Raw genomic sequence first — 18141 nt, forward strand, 5'->3', positions numbered from 1 at the left:
GATACTGGTTTAAAGACAGCCACTTTTAAGGCGCGGTGCCATCCATGCTTGTATTTCCGGATCAGCGGTGAATCCTGTCGGGTCTGAGGCTGCCCATTGAGGTGGCTTTTCGTGGGATAACCTCTGGATTGTGTGTCGCGAGCCCGGAAGATGCTGACTGCCTCTAAAAATAGTGTGAGAAATGCATCGTGGGCGGCCCGGCGGATTGACGATCCACGAGGAATCCCGGTACTGTTGCGCCCCCATTGGAGCCGTAAATTGGGCAGGGTTAAGTCTTACCCTCTGCCAACTCTCCATTTGTGGAAGCATTACTGATACAAAAATTAATATATAACGAGCACAGCAGATGAAGAAAGTTGAAGAGATTGAGCTATTACGCGCAGTCGCCATTATTTTTACTTTGTTTCAGCATTTAGGCATTCTGCTGATGCCTTCCAAGGATGCGTGGGCATTTTTCAATTTAAACAATCCATATTGGGGTGGCGTAGACCTGTTTTTTTGCATATCGGGATTTGTAATCTCAAAAAGCATGGTCCGAACCTGGCATAATCTTTCGACAAAAGAGCATTGGTTAGAGGTTAAGCGATTCTGGATCCGACGGTTCTTTCGCATAGTTCCGACCCTCTGGTTATGGATAGGCCTCTCACTGGTAGCAACTTTATATTTTAACGAGTCTGGAATATTTGGGCCTATCGTGCCAAATCTCATGGACTCCGCCGCTGCCGTTCTGAACTATTCCAATGCGCACGTTTTTCTCTGTGTAATCGGTCAGTCGTCCTGCGGTCCAAACCCGGTGTACTGGAGCCTTTCATTAGAGGAGCAGTTTTATTTTGCTCTGCCATTTCTATTCTTTTTACCAAAGCGGTTGCTGATTCTAGTAGTTGTAGCGTTGATTTTGATACAGCTTCCAATTCACCGTATGCCTTGGGAGCAGACTGTGGGAGGAGCTCTTTGGTTTGTCAGGACGGATGCCATTCTTTTGGGGGTTTTGATTGCGTACCTTTCAACAACATCTCTCTACCAGCGTCTTGCTACAGTTCTCGAAGCCAAATATCGATACAGGACGGTTGTTTCTATCTGCTTGATTATTTTGCTCTCTGCAATACCGCGGAGTGGTTTTTACTTTGCTGCTGGCGGTATTGCACTCGTCAGCTGCTTACTGGTTCTTTTGGCTTCATTTGATAAAGGATTTCTCTTCAGAAAAACCAGTCTGTCAAAGCCTTTCCTTTGGGTCGGCACGCGCTCATTTTCGATCTATCTTATGCACATGCCGTTATATTATTTTGTCAACGAGATAGCCTTCCGTGTTTCTGGGTTCAGCGCAGAATTCAAGAGCCCCTTGGTTCACGATGGATTTAACCCGTTGCTGGCAATTGTAACATTCGCGGTAGTATTCATTGGCGCTGAGTGTAATTATCGATTCGTGGAAACGCCCCTGCGTAAATTTGGACGAAAATTCGGGGAGAGCAAAAAGGTCGTGACCAGTCCTGCCTTTTCGTGATGAATAATTTGTCTATGAAGTCTATGGTTGGCAGATGCGGGGTCTTGTTTTATTGAGCAGCTGTTTTAACTCTTCTGGCGCTCAGGCTGGTTTTCTTTCCCAGTCTGAGCGAAGGGTCGTCCATCAGTGAGTGTTTCTATTATCTTTAGGTGTATGCCAGTAAAAAGTTATTTGAGTTTTTCTTTGTATTATATTTTATTCAAGAGCACAGCCAAGAAAAGACTGATATTACCTTTTAACGTCTGGCGATAAATTCCAGATTTATTTGCGAGGCGCAATCGCGTCAGGATCGAGCTATTTCGACTTTGCGTGAATTCGTAAAGTGTCTTTTTACTCGTTTCTGTCAAATGATCCTGCAGATACTCAAGGATCGCGACGTTAGCATCGCTCCAAATTCTAAATTGCCCCTCGAACACTTTTCCAAGCCGCAAGATGCTATCTTTGAAGCCGATATTCGCGCCTATCACATTGGCACTATGCTGACGATAATCCAGCGTTGGCTGTACATCAAATACCACATTTCCGCCACATCCACTGGTTACTAAATAGGTAAGCCAGTCATGAGCAATAATATCCATATCTTGCGGTATGCAGCTCAATATATTTCGAGCGCGGCTGTTGATGAGCATGGTGTTTGCGCCTGCGATACTTTGAATTAGGGCATTCTGGAAAGTTGGCGGACGGGTGAATATTGGTGAGAAGCCAATGATGTTGTTTTCTTCATCAATAAGGCGAGTGCGGGAGCAGTACATCGCAGGTAGGTGTTGAGGTGATTCGTGTAATTGATGAATACTTCTTTCCAGCTTGTCTTTGAACCAAATATCATCTTGATCGCTGAATGCGTAGAAATCCGCATTTATCTCTGCGTTTCTGATCAGGGACATGAAGTTTTCCGCAAAACCTGCGCGTGGACCGGTAAATAGTCTGATTCGATTTTCTTCTATAAGCGCTTTGTATTCTTCCAGTATCGAAAGAGTGCCATCGGTGGAGCCGTCATCGGAAATATATAACGTCCATTTTTTGTGAGTCTGCTCCACGAAAGAGTCAATTTGCGACTTGAGAAATGCTTTTCCATTGTAGGTGCAAAGAAGGATTGCTACCTCGTATGCACAGGTCGGCTGTCTGGGTTGCTTGACGGAAAGTACCGCTTGTGCTTTTTGGTGCTCCATGCGTCCTCACATTGAAAAAAATTGAGTTGCAGATGGTAAACCGAAGCAGGGTGCTATCTATTAGCCATCTTTTGCGTGAAGAATACGCATAATGTGCTAATTTTATCCGCTTGGCCGATTATTTCTCTACTCTTTTGCGCTTTAATGGGGACCTGGTTAGCCCTAGTCTGATTCGGCAGTACCTATCGCATTGCCTCTTGCACAAGATGTAGTCCGATTGATCTGTCCGGTTCGGAGCAATAGAGGTAAAAATGGAACACCGAGCGATGGATAAATTACGACTATTCCTGCTGAGAATGCCGCGCCAAAGAAAGCGTCTGATTCAGGTAATCACGGACGTGTTTCTGGTATGGCTTTCGCTATGGGGATCCTTTGTGGTTCGCTTGGGGATCGAGGATGTACTTGATCCGTTTAAAACCCACCTATGGCTGTTTGTCTGTGCGCCGATAGTCGCAATACCTCTGTTCATCCGGTTTGGTATGTACCGCGCCGTCATGCGTTATTTTGGCAATGATGCGCTGATCGCCATCATAAAAGCTGTCAGCCTCTCTTCTCTTATCCTTGCTCTTGTCGTTTTCTGGTATAGCAATCACCAAGCAGTCGTCCCGCGTTCGATCATCTTTAACTATTGGTGGTTGAGCCTGGTCGTCATTGGGGGATTGCGTTTGTGCATGCGCCAGTACTTCATGGGCGACTGGTTTACGGCTGCCCAGCATGTTCCCTTTGCCAACCGCGACGACGGTTTCACCAAGGTAGCAATCTACGGTGCAGGCGTGGCCGGTAACCAGTTGGTAGCGGCGTTGCGTATGGGGCGCGTGATGCGACCGGTAGCGTTTATTGATGATGATCCAACTATTGCCGAGCGATCGATTTCCGGCCTTCAGGTTTATAAGCCTCAACACATTCAGCAGATGATTGATGAAACCGGTGCGCAGGAGATTCTGTTGGCACTGCCCTCTTCCACACGTGCCCGACGCAGAGAAATTTTGAATCTGCTGGAGGGCTTTCCTCTACATGTGCGAAGCGTCCCCAGTTTTAGTGATCTGGCCAGTGGCCGAGTCAAAGTTGAAGATATTCAAGAAGTCGATATCGCCGACTTGCTCGGTCGGGATGCAGTGCCTGCACAATCAGATCTTTTGGAACACTGTGTAAAAGGCAAGATTGTCTTGGTAACGGGAGCCGGTGGTTCGATTGGCTCTGAACTCTGCCGGCAAATTTTCGCATTGGCGCCAACAACTCTGATTTTGTTCGAACACAGTGAGTTTAACCTCTACACGATTGTATCGGAACTGGAGCGACGTGGATGTCGCGAATCGACCCCCGTGCGACTACTGCCGATGCTGGGTTCAGTTCGTCATCCGCAAAAATTGCTTGATGTGATGAAAACCTGGAAGGTTGATACGGTTTATCACGCGGCGGCTTACAAACACGTACCGATGGTCGAGCACAACATTGCCGAGGGCGTGTTGAACAACGTCATGGGTACGCTTAACACTGCTCAGGCTGCGCTGCAGGCGGGCGTGTCCAATTTTGTTCTGATTTCTACCGATAAGGCGGTGCGGCCGACTAATGTCATGGGGAGTACGAAGCGTCTGGCCGAGCTGACGCTGCAAGCGCTCAGTCGCGAAGTCGCTCCTGTATTATTCGGTGACAGAGCCAATGTTTCCAGAGTCAATAAAACCCGTTTCACCATGGTTCGTTTCGGCAACGTGTTGGGCTCTTCAGGTTCTGTCATTCCCTTGTTCCACAGTCAGATCAAATCCGGTGGCCCACTGACAGTCACCCATCCGAAAATAACCCGTTACTTCATGACAATTCCCGAAGCCGCACAGTTGGTGATCCAGGCCGGCTCGATGGGGCAGGGCGGCGATGTCTTCGTATTGGATATGGGCGAGCCGGTTAAAATTGTCGAGCTAGCGGAAAAAATGATTCATCTTTCCGGTTTGAGCATTCGTTCCGATCGTAATCCTCAGGGTGATATTTCCATTGAGTTCACTGGGTTGCGCCCCGGTGAAAAGCTCTACGAGGAACTGCTGATCGGCGATAACGTTGCCGCAACGCCACACCCCATGATCATGACGGCCAATGAAGATCATCTGCCTTGGGACGTCTTGAAAGTCAGGCTGAACGAGCTGCTCATTTCCGTTGAGAAAGATGACTATGCCCGAGTGCGCCAACTCCTGCGCGAAACCGTCTCCGGCTACACCCCCGATGGCGAAATCGTCGACTGGATCTACCAGCAACGCCGTCTCGAACCCTGATTGTTTCACATCCTGTAACGCTCGTATTTTTGACATACACCCACCATGACCTACGTTTGGAGAGCAGCTTCGGAAAAGCTGCTTTCTCAAACGATGATGGAGCGTCACAAATGCGTACTGGTTACTTCTACTCTCTGATCTTTGCTTTCCTCACCAGCGCCTCGATTGCCGCTATTGCTGCACCTGTTGGGCCAGCGGAGTCACCCAAAGCGCCGTTGGTGATGGACACAGCGGCAGCTTCCCAAAGTGCAAAAGTCGATCTCAACGATGCCGACGCGGCGACGCTGCAAAAGGAACTGGCTGGAGTCGGTGAGGCCAAGGCGAGAGCGATTGTTGCGTATCGTGAAACAAATGGGCCGTTTTCATCGGTAGATGAGCTGCTGGAAGTGAAGGGGATTGGCAAGGCGATCCTGGATCGCAATCGCGACAAGCTGGAAGTCAACTAAGCTGAGTGTTCAACGCCAAGAGGCCGGTCATTGACCGGCCTTTTTCATTTGGCGCAGTACTTGGCTGCGGGTAGCGGTGGAGAGGAAACCCGTCGGACGACTTAAAATTACGGCTATCATATTGCGCTTGGATTATGCCTATAATAATTTGCCGGTGCGTCGAGCCAGCAGGTCTCATCGGTAACTTCCTTCATCAAGCATTCCAGGAGCATTCACATGAATTCCGCACAATCCCAAGGTACTGCTCTGGTGACCGGCGCATCGTCGGGTATCGGTGCGATTTACGCTCAGCGCCTGGCGGCGCGTGGTTTCGATCTGCTGTTGGTAGCCCGTGACAAGGATCGTCTGGAAAGTGCTGCTAGCCGGTTGCGTGATGCCCATGGCGTTCAGGTCGAAGTGCTGAAAGCAGACCTGACGCAAAAGGATGATGTACTCAAACTCGAACAACGCCTGCGCAGCGATTCCAGCATCAGTTTGCTGGTCAATAACGCCGGTGTGGCGTCGGACGGTTTGCTGGCTAACGCTTATATGGACCAGTTGGAGCGATTGATCCAGTTGAACATCACCGCCGTCACCCGCTTGGCATCGGCGGCCGCCGCCAGTTTCGCCAAGGCCGGTCGTGGCACGATCATCAATATCGCCTCGGTCGTGGCGTTGTTTCCGGAACGCTTCAACGCAACCTACAGCGCCAGCAAAGCTTATGTACTGAGCCTGACCCAGTCGCTGAACACTGAACTCGAAGGCACCGGTGTGCAGATTCAGGCCGTTCTGCCGGGTGTGACCCGCACCGAAATCTGGGAGCGTTCCGGTATCGATGCCAGTGGCATTCCGGCAGAAATGGTCATGGACGCGGGCGAGATGGTCGATGCGGCGCTGGCCGGTCTGGATCAGGGCGAGTTGATCACCATTCCTTCGCTGCCTGACGCGGGCGAATGGCACGCCTTTGTTGCGGCTCGCCATGTCATGGCGCCGAACCTTTCCCGTAGTTCCGCAGCCCAACGTTACAAGTCCGGCAATTGAATTGATCAGAGGTCACCACGGTATGGATTCGCGTCGAATAGTCGTCACGGGCATGGGCCTGGTTTCACCCTTGGGCAGCGATCTTGAAGTCGTATGGCAGCGTTTGCTGGCCGGGCGGTCTGGTTTGCGTAACTTGCCTGAGGCAACGGTCGCTGATTTACCCACGCGAGTCGGTGGCGCAGTGCCGACGCTGGAAGAAGATGCTGAAGCAGGATTTGATCCGGATCGCGCCACGCCGCCCAAGGAACAGAAGAAGATGGACCGCTTCATTCTGTTCGCCATGGAGGCTGCGCGACAGGCGCTGGAACAGGCAGGCTGGCATCCGTCGGAGAGCGAAAGCCAAGAGCGTACCGCAACAATCATCGGTTCCGGTGTCGGTGGTTTCGGCGCGATTGCCGACGCCGTACGCACCACCGACAGTCGCGGTCCTCGGCGTTTGTCACCGTTCACTATTCCATCCTTCCTGGTCAATCTGGCTGCCGGGCATGTCTCGATCCAGCACGGTCTGAAGGGGCCACTGGGTGCTCCGGTGACGGCCTGTGCTGCTGGTGTTCAAGCGATAGGTGATGCCGCGCGTCTGATTCGAGCCGGTGAAGCCGACATCGCGGTGTGCGGCGGGGCGGAAGCCTGCATCGACCGGGTCAGTCTGGCCGGTTTTGCGGCAGCTCGAGCATTGTCGAGCGCTTACAACGACACCCCCGAGCGGGCCTCGCGTCCTTTCGACAGCGGTCGCGACGGCTTCGTGATGGGCGAGGGCGCGGGGCTGCTGGTGATCGAATCCCTGGAACATGCCTTGGCGCGTGGCGCGAAGCCTTTGGCTGAGCTGGTCGGTTATGGGACCAGCGCCGACGCCTACCACCTCACGGCCGGGCCTGAAGACGGCAGTGGTGCGCGGCGGGCGATGACGCTGGCACTGGCACAGGCGGGTATCAAGCCGGATCAGGTGCAGCACCTCAACGCCCATGCCACGTCGACCCCGGTCGGGGATCTGGGGGAGTTGGCGGCGATCAAAAGTGTTTTCGGCGAAGAGAATAAAATCGCCGTGACGTCGACAAAATCGGCCACAGGTCATCTGCTCGGCGCTGCCGGTGGGCTTGAAGCGATTTTCACGCTATTGGCGATTCGGGACCAGGTGGTGCCTCCGACGCTCAACTTCGACAATCCGGATCCGGCGAGTGCCGGTGTGGATATCGTCCATGGCGAGGCGCGGTCAATTCCGATCGAATATGCACTGTCCAACGGTTTTGGCTTTGGCGGGGTCAATGCCAGCGTATTGTTCAAGCGCTGGCAGGCTTAGTCCCGGTTCTTGAGGTGATCGCGGGTGACATCGAGGATGCGTTGCGCAAACCCGGCATCCGCGACGCTGCGTGACAGCAGCAGCGCACCGACCAGTGTCGACATGATGACGATGGCGCGGTCAGCGCTGTTTTCGCCTTCGAGGCTGTTTTCGATCTGTTCCAGCCGTGCGTTGAGGACCACGTCACTGGTGGGACTCGGTTGGCCGCGCAGGCCCAGCTCCGAAGAAATGGTCAGCAACGGGCAGCCTTCATGGGGCGACGTTTGATGCCATTCGGACAGGTACGTCTCGATAAAGGCATCAAGCGGATTATCCTGCGAAAAAATCTCGGCACATAACCCATCGACCTGGTTGCCGGCCTCCTGCAAGGCCTTCTCCACCAATTCGTCCTTGGACTTGAAATGCGAATAAAAACCGCCATGGGTCAGCCCCAGCGCTTTCATCAAGGGTTGCAGACCTGTAGCGCCGATGCCGTCCTTGCGAAAGCGTGCCGAAGCCTCCTTGATAATGCGCTGATGGGTTTGGGCTTTATGATCCTGCGAGTAACGCATCTGGAACTCTCCGCAACAATGTCCCCATCTTAACCACGGAAAATTAAATGGTGACTGTACTTCTACTTCTTAAAAGCGTGCAGATAGCTCCAATGGCTATAAAAAGCACAAACCCCGCCGATCAGGCGGGGTTGTGTTCAACGGTCTTGCGCGTCTTTGGCGTCCGCTTCGGCATTGCGTTGGGCAACGCGTCGGCGTTCTTCATCGGTCAGATCGACCTTGTTGGCGGTATCGCGCAGCATCATCAATCCGCCGACGATCGAGCCGATTGCAACCACCAGAATCAACCAGGCATACCAGGGCATAACGGCTCTCCTTAAGGACAGGTCGACGGGCGAGGATTTCGCCGCGCGACGCTGCATACCACGTTTGAGCGAAGTGACTTCGCAGTGGTTCCATTCTAGGCCGCTTGCACCGGGTTCACCCGAAATCCCTCAATTGCCCGTCAGCATCGCATCGGCCGGTGCGTTGGCACGTAGTTGCCCGGTCAACAGGAAGTACCCGAAACCCACCGCCATGAAGCCGAGGAAAATCAAGCCGATCAACGCATTGAACCACGCCATCGCCACGAGACACACCACCGCCAGCACCAAGGCAATCAGCGGAATCAGCGGATAGCACGGCGCGCGAAAGGTGCGCTCCAGATTCGGTTCTGATTTACGCAGTTTGAACAGGCTGAGCATGCTCATGATGTACATCACGATCGCACCGAACACGGCCATGGTGATCATCGCCGCAGTTAGGGTCATGCCACCGAGGTTGATCAGACCGTCGCTGTAGATCGCCGCTATGCCGATGATGCCGCCGACGATGATTGCCCGGTGCGGCGTCTGGAAGCGCGAGAGTTTCGCCAGTGATGCTGGAAGATAGCCGGCGCGGGCGAGGGCGAAGAACTGCCGTGAGTAGCCGAGGATGATCCCGTGGAAACTGGCGACCAGACCGAACAGGCCGATCCATACCAGCATGTGCAGCCAGCCGGAGTTGTCGCCGACCACGGTTTTCATCGCCTGCGGCAATGGGTCATTGATGTTGGCCAAGGTACGCCAGTCACCGACACCGCCGGCAAAGAACATCACACCCATTGCCAGCAGCACCAGAGTCAGAATGCCGCTGATGTAGGCCTTGGGAATCGTGCGCTTCGGGTCCTTGGCTTCTTCGGCGGCCATGGCGGCGCCTTCGATGGCGAGGAAGAACCAGATCGCAAACGGAATCGCGGCAAACATCCCGGCAATCGCCGGCGCTCCGAACACATCCGAACCGGCCCAGCCATTCAGGGCAAAGTTACTGAAGCTGAACGCCGGCGCGACCACACCCATGAACACCAGCAATTCGGCGACGGCGAGTACGCAGACGATCAATTCGAAAGTCGCCGCCAGTTTCACGCCCAGAATGTTCAAACCCATAAAGACGATATAGGCGCCGACTGCTGCGTGTTTCGGATCAAGCGCCGGAAACTGCACATTCAGGTAAGCGCCGATGGCCAAGGCAATGGCCGGGGGCGCGAAGACAAACTCGATCAGCGTTGCCAGGCCAGCAATCAATCCTCCTTTTTCACCGAAGGCCCGTCGGCTGTAGGCAAACGGCCCGCCAGCATGAGGAATCGCGGTGGTCAGCTCGGTGAAACTGAAGATAAAGCAGGTGTACATGGTGGCGACCATGAACGAGGTCACCAGAAACCCCAGCGTCCCGGCCACGCCCCAGCCGTAACTCCAGCCGAAGTATTCGCCGGAAATCACCAGCCCTACGGCGATGCCCCACAGGTGCAAGGTGCCCAGCGTGGGTTTGAGTTGTGTGTTCATGCGTTTGCTCCCTGAACGGTTTGGAAAGCTCAGGGGAGGGCGTTTGCAGTGGGCGTGCCAGTGCGCTGAAACAAGTCGTAATGAGTTGAAAGCTGTCGTATCGGGGATGTTCGCCGCTGGATGGGTGTTTTTTGTGCGCCAGTTGGGTGCGATGTTGTTAGTTATGCCGTCTTCGCGAGCAAGCTCGCTCCCACAGGGGATGCATTTCAAATTGTGGGAGCGAGCTTGCTCGCGAAGAGGCCCGGCCTGACGGCGCAAAAACCTGCTGTAACGCCCGCATAAACCCACTCTTTACGCTTTCTTTATGCCCAGCCAACACCCTCGCTCTCGTTCCTTTACAGCCTTCCTTCCGACAATGCCTGCACACACGGCAATACGCCGTAACACGGAGATCTTCCATGAGCGTTCTGGACGGGGTGTCACTGCTGTTGGCAGTGGGGCTGTTCATTTATCTGTTGGTTGCGCTGTTGCGCGCGGATCGGAACTAGGAGCGGCTATGCACAGTTATGACTATTGGCTGATCCTCGCATTCTTTGCGTTGGTCTTGCTGCCGGCGCCGTTCCTCGGGCGCTTCTACTACAAAGTGATGGAAGGCCAGCGCACTTGGCTGACCCCGATTCTCGGCCCGGTCGAGCGCGGTTGCTACCGTATCGCCGGGGTTGATCCGCAGACTGAACAGAGCTGGCAGAAGTACACGCTGGCGCTGCTCGCCTTCAACCTTGCCGGTTTCCTGCTGCTGTTCGCGATCCTGTTGTTTCAGGATCACTTGCCGCTGAACCCGCAGAACCTGCCGGGTCAGGAATGGACGCAGGCGTTCAACACCGCGGTCAGTTTCATGACCAACACCAACTGGCAGTCCTACAGCGGCGAGGCGACCCTCAGCTATCTGAGCCAGATGGTCGGTCTCACCGTACAGAACTTCGTCAGCGCCGCCACCGGCCTCGCCGTGCTGGTTGCGCTGTGCCGTGGCATCGGCCGCAAGTCGACGAAAACCCTCGGCAACTTCTGGGTCGACATGACCCGCGCTACCCTCTACGGGCTGCTGCCACTGTGCCTGTTGCTGGCGCTGTATCTGGTCTGGCAGGGCGTACCGCAAACCTTCGCGCAGTATGTGAATTCCGTGACGATGCAGGGCGTTGATCAAGTGATCCCGCTCGGCCCGGCCGCGAGTCAGATTGCGATCAAGCAACTGGGCACCAACGGCGGTGGCTTCTTCGGTGTCAACTCGGCGCACCCGTTCGAGAACCCGACCGCGTGGAGCAACCTGTTCGAAGTCGCTTCGATCATTCTGATCCCGGTGGCGCTGGTGTTCACCTTCGGCCACTACGTCAAGGACCTGCGTCAGAGCCGCGCGATCATCGCCTGCATGCTGGCGTTGTTCCTGATCGGCGGCGCGACCTCGATGTGGGCTGAATACCAACCGAACCCGACGCTGAACAACGCTGCCGTCGAACAGACCGCACCGCTGGAAGGTAAGGAAGCGCGCTTCGGCACCACCGCCACGGTGCTGTGGTCGGTGACGACGACGGCGGCTTCGAACGGCTCGGTCAACGGCATGCACGACAGTCTCAACCCGCTCAGCGGCATGGTCGCGCTGGTCAACATGATGGTCGGCGAAGTGATCTTCGGCGGTGTCGGTGCCGGGCTCTACGGCATGTTGCTCAACGTGCTGATCGCAGTGTTCCTTGCCGGTCTGATGATCGGCCGTACGCCGGAATACCTCGGCAAGAAACTTCAGGCGCGGGAAGTGCAATTGCTGGTGGTGACTTTGCTGGTGATGCCGGTTGGCGTGCTGGTGCTCGGTGCCATTGCCGCCGCAGTTCCCAGTGCCGCGGCGACCATCAGCAACCCCGGTCCGCACGGTTTCAGTCAGTTGCTTTATGCCTACACCTCGGCGAGCGCCAACAATGGCTCGGCGTTCGGTGGTCTGAGCGCGAATACGCCGTTCCACAATCTGATGCTGGGCCTGGGCATGTTGATCGGCCGCTTCGGCTACATCCTTCCCGTGCTGGCGCTGGCGGGCAGTCTGGCGATGAAGAAAACCGCACCGATCGGCCAGAACAGCTTCCCGACTCATGGCCCGCTGTTCGTGACCCTGTTGACCGTGACCATTTTGTTGGTGGGCGGCCTGACCTTTCTGCCGACTCTGGCGCTCGGCCCGATTGCCGAACATTTAAGTATGGGCTTCTAAGGAATCCATCATGAATATGCACGTTCCTGCAAAACCTGCAGAGCCGACCAAGTCGGCAGAAGCACCGAAAACCGCGATTTCGGCCCTGTGGCGGCCGGCGCTGGTGCAAGCTTTCGTCAAGCTCGACCCTCGGCAACTGAAGCGTTCGCCGGTGATGCTGGTGGTCGAACTGACCGCGATTTTCACCACCGTACTGTGCTTCATTCCCGATGCCGATGTGCCGACGTTTGTTGCCGCACAAATCGCCTTGTGGCTGTGGTTTACCGTGCTGTTCGCCAACTTCGCCGAAGCCCTCGCTGAAGGTCGCGGCAAGGCCCGCGCCGACAGCCTCAAGGCGGGCAGCGAAGGCCTCAGCGCCCGGCGCAAACTGGCCAACGGCAGCTTTCAAGTGGTGCCGGCAGCGAGTCTGCGCAAGGGCGATGTGGTGCGCGTCGAAGCGGGGGAGATGATCCCCGGTGACGGCGAAGTCATCGAAGGTATCGCGGCAGTCAACGAAGCGGCGATCACCGGTGAATCGGCGCCGGTGATTCGCGAATCCGGCGGCGACCGCTCGGCCGTCACCGGCAACACGCGGCTGGTCTCCGACTGGTTGCTGGTGCAGATCACCGCCAACCCGGGCGAGTCGACCCTTGACCGCATGATCGCACTGGTCGAAGGCGCCAAGCGTCAGAAGACGCCTAACGAAGTGGCGCTGGATATCCTGCTGATCGGCCTGACGTTGATCTTCCTGCTGGTGGTCGTGACCCTGCAACCGTTCGCCCATTTCGCCAACGGCAGCCTGCCGCTGGTGTTTTTGGTGGCGCTGCTGGTAACGCTGATTCCGACCACCATTGGCGGTTTGCTGTCGGCGATTGGTATTGCCGGCATGGATCGTCTGGTGCGTCTGAACGTGATCGCCAAATCCGGTCGCGCCGTGGAAGCGGCGGGCGACGTGCATGTGTTACTGCTCGACAAGACTGGCACCATCACTTTCGGTAACCGTCGTTGCAGCGCGGTGTATGCCGCGCCCGGTGTGAGTGGTCGTGATTTGGCTGAAGGTGCGCTGTTCGCTTCGCTGGCCGACGAAACCGCTGAAGGTAAATCCATCGTTGAGTACTTGCGCGGTCTGCATCCACAACCTGAGCCGGCGTCGGAAACCTTGACCGCTGTGCCGTTCAGCGCTGAAACCCGTTTGTCCGGCGTCGACTATCAGGGCCGTGTCTACCGCAAAGGGGCAGTGGATTCGCTGCTGAGTTTCCTTGGCCAGAAACGCTCGGATCTGGCCCCGGCGCTGTCGCGGGAAATCGACAAGATCGCGCAGAGCGGCGGTACGCCATTGCTGGTCTGTGCCGACGGTAAATTGCTCGGCGCGATCCACCTCAAGGACGTGGTCAAACCGGGCATTCGCGAGCGTTTCGCCGAACTGCGCAAACTCGGTATTCGCACTGTGATGGTCACTGGTGACAACCCGCTGACCGCTGCCGCGATTGCTGCTGAAGCGGGCGTCGATGACGTCCTCGCCGAGGCCACGCCAGAGAAAAAACTCGCGCGCATTCGTCACGAGCAGAACGACGGTCGTCTGGTCGCAATGTGCGGCGACGGCGCCAACGATGCCCCGGCGCTGGCTCAGGCTGACGTCGGCATGGCGATGAACGACGGCACGCAAGCAGCACGCGAAGCGGCAAACATGGTCGATCTCGACAGCGACCCGACCAAGCTGCTCGACGTGGTGCAGATCGGCAAGGAATTGCTGGTGACCCGTGGCGCGCTGACGACCTTTTCCATCGCCAACGACGTGGCCAAATACTTCGCGATTCTGCCGGCATTGTTCGCCTCGATTTATCCGCAACTGGGCGTGCTCAACATCATGCAACTGACCAGTCCGCAGAGCGCGATTCTCTCGGCGATCGTTTTCAACGCGTTGATCATCGTCGTGTTGATTCCGTTGGCGCTGCGCGGTGTGCGTGTGCAGGCGGCGAGTGCGGCGGCGTTGTTGCGACGCAATTTGTTGATCTATGGATTAGGCGGGATTCTGGTGCCGTTTGTGGGGATCAAGGCGATCGACATGTTGCTCACGGCGCTGCATCTGGTGTGAGGCCGGAAAGAGCCCCTCACCCTAACCCTCTCCCAGAGGGAGAGGGGACTGACCGAGGTGTTTGCGGGAGGTACATCGACCTGAAATACCGAGTCGAACTCAGGTTTTGAAAAGCACGAATATCGGCTCCCTGTCCCCTCGCGTTTTTAAGGGAGAGGGGACTGACCGAGGTGTTTACGAGAGCTACACCGACTTGAAATACCGAGCCGAACTCAGGTTTTGAACAGCACAAAGATCGGCTCCCTTTCCCTTCGCGAACTTAAGGGAGAGGGGACTGACCGAGGTGTTTACGAGAGCTACACCGACTTGAAATACCGAGCCGAACGCAAGTTCTGAAAAGCATAGAAATCGGCTCCCTTTCCCCCTCGCCCCCTTGGGGGAGAGGGCTGGGGTGAGGGGTAAAAGATCTCCCTGACACTCCACAAAAGTTTGCCCAACGAATTCGAGGATTATGAAATGTCCACAATGATACGTCCGGCCCTGAGCCTGCTGGTGCTGATGACCTTGGTCACCGGCGTCGCCTATCCACTGGTGGTAACCGGTGTCGCGCAAGTCGCGTTCCCCGCTCAGGCCAACGGCAGCCTGGTGCACGATGCCGACGGCAAAGTTCGTGGCTCGTCGCTGATCGCCCAGGATTTCGTCGGCGATGCGTGGTTCCATCCACGGCCATCCGCCGGCGCGTTTGCGACGGTTTCCAGCAGCGCCAGCAACCTGGCACCGAGCAATCCGGCACTCGCCACGCGGGTGATCGACGACGCCAACAAGTTGCAGGTTCCGGGGCAAGGTCCGGTGCCATTGGCCTTGCTGACCACCTCCGGCAGCGGCCTCGATCCACACTTGCCACCGGCAGCAATTGCCTATCAACTGGCGCGTGTCGCAGCGGCGCGAAATCTGCCGGTATCGACTGTGCAGCAATTGCTCGATGCGCACATCGAACAGCCGCTGGTGGGGCCGCCGGTGGTGAATGTGCTTGAGCTGAACATGGCATTGGAAAAATTGTAGATCGGCGGCGCGGCCATTCGCGAGCAGGCTCGCTCCCACAGGGATATGCGTTCCAAATGTGGGAGCGAGCCTGCTCGCGAAGAGGGCCGAAAGAACACCGCATAACTATCAGGAAGAGAGAGCATCAAGCATGAGCGACTCCGGCCGCGCCGACGCGCTGTTAGCAGATCTGCCCCGTGACGGCCGTGGCCGCCTGAAGGTTTTCCTCGGCGCCGCCCCCGGTGTCGGCAAAACTTACGCCATGCTTCAGGCCGCCCACACGCAGCTTCGCCAAGGCGTGAAAGTCCTCGCCGGCGTGGTCGAAACCCACGGCCGCGCCGAAACCGAAGCGTTGCTCGGTGGCTTGCCGCAGCAGCCGCTGGTGCGCTCCGAATACCGTGGCGTAATGCTCGAAGAAATGGACCTCGACGGCCTGCTCGCCGCCAAGCCAAAGCTTGTGCTGGTCGATGAACTGGCCCACAGCAACGCGCCCGGCAGCCGCCACGCGAAACGCTGGCAAGACATTCAGGAACTGCTCGCCGCCGGTATCGATGTGTTCACCACGGTCAACGTCCAGCACCTCGAAAGCCTCAACGACCAAGTGCGCGGCATTACCGGTGTGCAGGTCCGCGAAACCCTGCCGGACTGGGTGTTGCAAGAAGCCTATGAGCTGCTGCTGATCGACCTGCCGCCGCGTGAATTGCTTGAGCGCCTGCGCGAAGGCAAGGTCTACGTGCCGGAGCAGGCGCGCGCGGCGATCGATGCTTTCTTCACCCAGACCAACCTCACCGCATTGCGCGAACTGGCGATGCAAACCGCCGCCGCGCAGGTCGATAACGATCTCGCCCAAGGCTATCGCCAACTCGGTCAGGCCGCCCCGGCGGTGCGTGGCCGATTGCTGGTTGGCGTCGATGGCGATGCGCAGGCCGAACGCCTGGTTCGGCATGCCAGTCGAGTTGCTCAGCGCCGGCATCTGCCGTGGAGTCTGGTGCACGTCGATAACGGCGCGGTGCGCGACGAGCAATCGCGTTTGCGTCTGCAAAGTGCTCAGCAACTGGCGGAGCGCCTCGGGGGGGAAGTGGTTTTACTGCGCGCCGGTGAAGTCGCAAAAACCTTGGTCCAGCATGCCGCCGAGCGCCGTGCGAGTCTGGTGCTGGTCGGCCAGTCCCGGCCGAGTTGGCGGCGTCGACTGTTCGGCGGTGGCTTGGCCGCGCGTCTGTTGCGTCAGGCCCATGGCCTGGAAATCAACGTCCTCGACAATGATCATGAACGCCCGCAATCGCGGCCGCGCAACCCGCTGACACTGGTGTGGTTCGACTATGCGCTGGCGCTGCTCGCCACGGTGTTGGCCAGTGCCCTGGCGTGGGCGGTGTCGAGCGTGTTGCCGCTGCCGAACATCTCACTGGTGTTTCTCGCGGCGGTGTTGCTGGTGGCGGTGCGCAGCAGTCTCGGCCCGGCGCTGGCCTGTGCGGCGTTGTCGTTTCTGACCTACGATTTTCTGTTCATTCCGCCGAATTTCTCCTTCAGCATTCAGCGCGAAGAAGACGTGCTGACCTTGCTGTTTTTCCTGCTGATGGCAGCGCTCACCGGTAACTTGGCGGCGCGTCAGCGTCGGCAATTGCAGGCCTTGCGCGACACCCAGGAGGAAACCACCGAGCTGCTCGATCTGTCGCGCAAACTCACCGCCGCGACCGATCGCCAAGCGGTGGTCAGCGCCGCTGCACAGCACCTCAATGGCTGGAGCGATCTACAACTGTGCCTGCTCAATCGCGACGGCCAGGGTGGCTGGAAAGTCGAAACCGGCGGGCCGCTGCAGTTCACCGAGGCCGAGCGTGCCGCTGCCGATTGGGCCTGGCAACACGATCAGCCGGCGGGCATGGGCACCGGCACCTTGCCGTTCGGGCGTTGGTGGTGGTGGCCGCTGTCAGTCGAAGACGGGCCGCTGGCGCTGCTCGGTGTCTGCGCCAAAGAAGGCCAGACTTTGAGCGGCCAGCGTCGACGTCTGCTCACCGCGTTGAGCCAGCCACTCGCCCAAGCGCTGGCGCGCGCGCAGTTGGCCGATGATCTGGAAGCCGCGCGTCTGCACGGTGAAACCGAACAACTGCGCAGTGCGTTGCTGGCGTCGGTATCCCACGACTTGCGCACGCCGCTGACCGCCATGCGCGGCAGCATCGACAGTCTTTTGGCCCTCGGCGAAGCGATCCCGCTGGAAGACCGTCGTGAGCTGCTCGAAGGCACTCGCGATGAAGCCGAACGCCTCGACCGCTACATCCAGAATCTGCTCGACATGACGCGCCTTGGCCACGGTGCGCTGAAGCTGGCGCGGGACTGGGTGTCGCCCGCCGACATCGTCGGCAGTTCGCTCAATCGTCTGCGTGCAGTGCTGGCGCCGCTGCAGGTCAGCACCGATGTGCCGGCCGAGCTGCCGCTGCTGTTCGTGCATGCCGCGCTGATCGAGCAGGCGCTGGTCAACGTATTGGAAAACGCCGCGCGTTTCTCGCCAGGCAACGGTCGCCTGCAACTGAGCGCGGGAGCGAATGATGAAGAGATTTTCTTCTCGGTCAGCGACGAGGGACCGGGGATTCCCGAGGACGAGCGGGCGAAGATTTTCGACATGTTCTACACCGCTGCCCGAGGTGATCGCGGCGGTCAGGGCACCGGCCTCGGGCTGGCAATCTGTCAGGGTATGGTCGGCGCGCACGGCGGGCGCATCAGCGTCGCCGACGGCATCGACGGACGCGGCACCTGCATCACCTTGCACTTGCCCTTGCAGACGCAACCGGGGATGGACGATGAAGCCTGATGTCGACTGCGCTACTCTCTTGCCACTTCTTTGTGTTGATGTGAATTC

14 protein-coding genes are annotated in these 18141 nt (G+C 57.2%); 10 read left to right on the forward strand and 4 right to left on the reverse strand.

The window, feature by feature from the left end; all coding sequences use genetic code 11:
- Positions 1-346: 346 nt before the first annotated feature.
- Entirely contained in the window at positions 347-1501 is a 1155-nt protein-coding gene (locus L8H52_RS05385) for an acyltransferase (RefSeq protein ID WP_242205732.1), read from the forward strand.
- 188 nt (positions 1502-1689) lie between these two features.
- Here the strand turns inward: L8H52_RS05385 and L8H52_RS05390 are convergent, their stop codons facing one another.
- On the reverse strand, positions 1690-2670 hold the full coding sequence (locus tag L8H52_RS05390) for a glycosyltransferase family 2 protein (RefSeq protein WP_242205730.1): 981 nt from the start codon (positions 2668-2670) through the stop codon (positions 1690-1692).
- 266 nt (positions 2671-2936) lie between these two features.
- Here L8H52_RS05390 and L8H52_RS05395 point away from each other — a divergent pair, with 266 nt between their 5' ends.
- The 4 genes from L8H52_RS05395 to fabF all read left to right on the forward strand — a co-directional run bounded on the left by L8H52_RS05395 (position 2937) and on the right by fabF (position 7694).
- On the forward strand, positions 2937-4931 hold the full coding sequence (locus L8H52_RS05395) for a nucleoside-diphosphate sugar epimerase/dehydratase (RefSeq protein WP_242205728.1): 1995 nt from the start codon (positions 2937-2939) through the stop codon (positions 4929-4931).
- A gap of 110 nt (positions 4932-5041) precedes the next feature.
- The gene (locus tag L8H52_RS05400) at positions 5042-5377 is read left to right on the forward strand and encodes a helix-hairpin-helix domain-containing protein (RefSeq protein ID WP_242205726.1); all 336 of its coding nucleotides are present in this window, start codon (positions 5042-5044) and stop codon (positions 5375-5377) included.
- Positions 5378-5593: 216 nt separating this feature from the next.
- A complete protein-coding gene (locus L8H52_RS05405; RefSeq protein WP_242205724.1) occupies positions 5594-6397 on the forward strand; it encodes an SDR family oxidoreductase in 804 nt (267 codons plus the stop codon).
- A gap of 22 nt (positions 6398-6419) precedes the next feature.
- Positions 6420-7694, forward strand: a complete 1275-nt coding sequence (fabF, locus tag L8H52_RS05410) for a beta-ketoacyl-ACP synthase II (protein ID WP_242205723.1) — start codon at positions 6420-6422, stop codon at positions 7692-7694.
- On the opposite strand, the gene L8H52_RS05415 is transcribed toward fabF, so the two are convergent.
- The 3 genes from L8H52_RS05415 to eat all read right to left on the reverse strand — a co-directional run bounded on the left by L8H52_RS05415 (position 7691) and on the right by eat (position 10044).
- Positions 7691-8245: a TetR/AcrR family transcriptional regulator gene (locus L8H52_RS05415; RefSeq protein ID WP_150706475.1), complete on the reverse strand. Its 555-nt coding sequence runs from the start codon at positions 8243-8245 to the stop codon at positions 7691-7693. The two genes, fabF and L8H52_RS05415, sit on opposite strands and share 4 nt — an antisense overlap.
- Positions 8246-8382: 137 nt before the next feature.
- The gene (locus L8H52_RS05420) at positions 8383-8550 is read right to left on the reverse strand and encodes a DUF2897 family protein (protein WP_007908505.1); all 168 of its coding nucleotides are present in this window, start codon (positions 8548-8550) and stop codon (positions 8383-8385) included.
- Positions 8551-8679: 129 nt separating this feature from the next.
- A complete protein-coding gene (eat, locus tag L8H52_RS05425) occupies positions 8680-10044 on the reverse strand; it encodes an ethanolamine permease (RefSeq protein ID WP_007908507.1) in 1365 nt (454 codons plus the stop codon).
- 398 nt (positions 10045-10442) lie between these two features.
- On the opposite strand from eat, the gene kdpF reads away from it, so the two are divergent.
- The 5 genes from kdpF (at position 10443) to L8H52_RS05450 (ending at position 18093) form a co-directional block, all read left to right on the forward strand.
- Positions 10443-10532, forward strand: a complete 90-nt coding sequence (gene kdpF / locus L8H52_RS05430; protein ID WP_007899818.1) for a K(+)-transporting ATPase subunit F — start codon at positions 10443-10445, stop codon at positions 10530-10532.
- A gap of 8 nt (positions 10533-10540) precedes the next feature.
- Positions 10541-12235, forward strand: coding sequence for a potassium-transporting ATPase subunit KdpA (kdpA, locus tag L8H52_RS05435; RefSeq protein WP_242205720.1), 1695 nt, complete (start codon positions 10541-10543; stop codon positions 12233-12235).
- 10 nt (positions 12236-12245) lie between these two features.
- Positions 12246-14309: a potassium-transporting ATPase subunit KdpB gene (kdpB, locus tag L8H52_RS05440; protein WP_242205719.1), complete on the forward strand. Its 2064-nt coding sequence runs from the start codon at positions 12246-12248 to the stop codon at positions 14307-14309.
- A gap of 456 nt (positions 14310-14765) precedes the next feature.
- Positions 14766-15311 carry a potassium-transporting ATPase subunit KdpC gene (gene kdpC, locus L8H52_RS05445; protein ID WP_100847757.1) on the forward strand — a complete coding sequence of 182 codons (546 nt, stop codon included), beginning with the start codon at positions 14766-14768 and terminating at the stop codon, positions 15309-15311.
- 130 nt (positions 15312-15441) lie between these two features.
- Positions 15442-18093, forward strand: a complete 2652-nt coding sequence (locus L8H52_RS05450; RefSeq protein WP_242205717.1) for a sensor histidine kinase KdpD — start codon at positions 15442-15444, stop codon at positions 18091-18093.
- The last annotated feature ends 48 nt before the right edge of the window (positions 18094-18141 follow it).

Origin of the sequence: Pseudomonas sp. CROZ-RG-20F-R04-15, assembly GCF_022662375.1 — a bacterium.
Taxonomy (GTDB): domain Bacteria; phylum Pseudomonadota; class Gammaproteobacteria; order Pseudomonadales; family Pseudomonadaceae; genus Aquipseudomonas.

Bases quoted from the DNA above. Each gene is read 5' to 3' on its own strand.
- L8H52_RS05385 (WP_242205732.1), top strand. From the start codon at position 347: ATGAAGAAAGTTGAAGAGATTGAGCTATTACGCGCAGTCGCCATTATT.
- L8H52_RS05390 (WP_242205730.1), bottom strand. From the start codon at position 2,670: ATGGAGCACCAAAAAGCACAAGCGGTACTTTCCGTCAAGCAACCCAGA.
- L8H52_RS05395 (WP_242205728.1), top strand. From the start codon at position 2,937: ATGGATAAATTACGACTATTCCTGCTGAGAATGCCGCGCCAAAGAAAG.
- L8H52_RS05400 (WP_242205726.1), top strand. From the start codon at position 5,042: ATGCGTACTGGTTACTTCTACTCTCTGATCTTTGCTTTCCTCACCAGC.
- L8H52_RS05405 (WP_242205724.1), top strand. From the start codon at position 5,594: ATGAATTCCGCACAATCCCAAGGTACTGCTCTGGTGACCGGCGCATCG.
- fabF (WP_242205723.1), top strand. From the start codon at position 6,420: ATGGATTCGCGTCGAATAGTCGTCACGGGCATGGGCCTGGTTTCACCC.
- L8H52_RS05415 (WP_150706475.1), bottom strand. From the start codon at position 8,245: ATGCGTTACTCGCAGGATCATAAAGCCCAAACCCATCAGCGCATTATC.
- L8H52_RS05420 (WP_007908505.1), bottom strand. From the start codon at position 8,550: ATGCCCTGGTATGCCTGGTTGATTCTGGTGGTTGCAATCGGCTCGATC.
- eat (WP_007908507.1), bottom strand. From the start codon at position 10,044: ATGAACACACAACTCAAACCCACGCTGGGCACCTTGCACCTGTGGGGC.
- kdpF (WP_007899818.1), top strand. From the start codon at position 10,443: ATGAGCGTTCTGGACGGGGTGTCACTGCTGTTGGCAGTGGGGCTGTTC.
- kdpA (WP_242205720.1), top strand. From the start codon at position 10,541: ATGCACAGTTATGACTATTGGCTGATCCTCGCATTCTTTGCGTTGGTC.
- kdpB (WP_242205719.1), top strand. From the start codon at position 12,246: ATGAATATGCACGTTCCTGCAAAACCTGCAGAGCCGACCAAGTCGGCA.
- kdpC (WP_100847757.1), top strand. From the start codon at position 14,766: ATGTCCACAATGATACGTCCGGCCCTGAGCCTGCTGGTGCTGATGACC.
- L8H52_RS05450 (WP_242205717.1), top strand. From the start codon at position 15,442: ATGAGCGACTCCGGCCGCGCCGACGCGCTGTTAGCAGATCTGCCCCGT.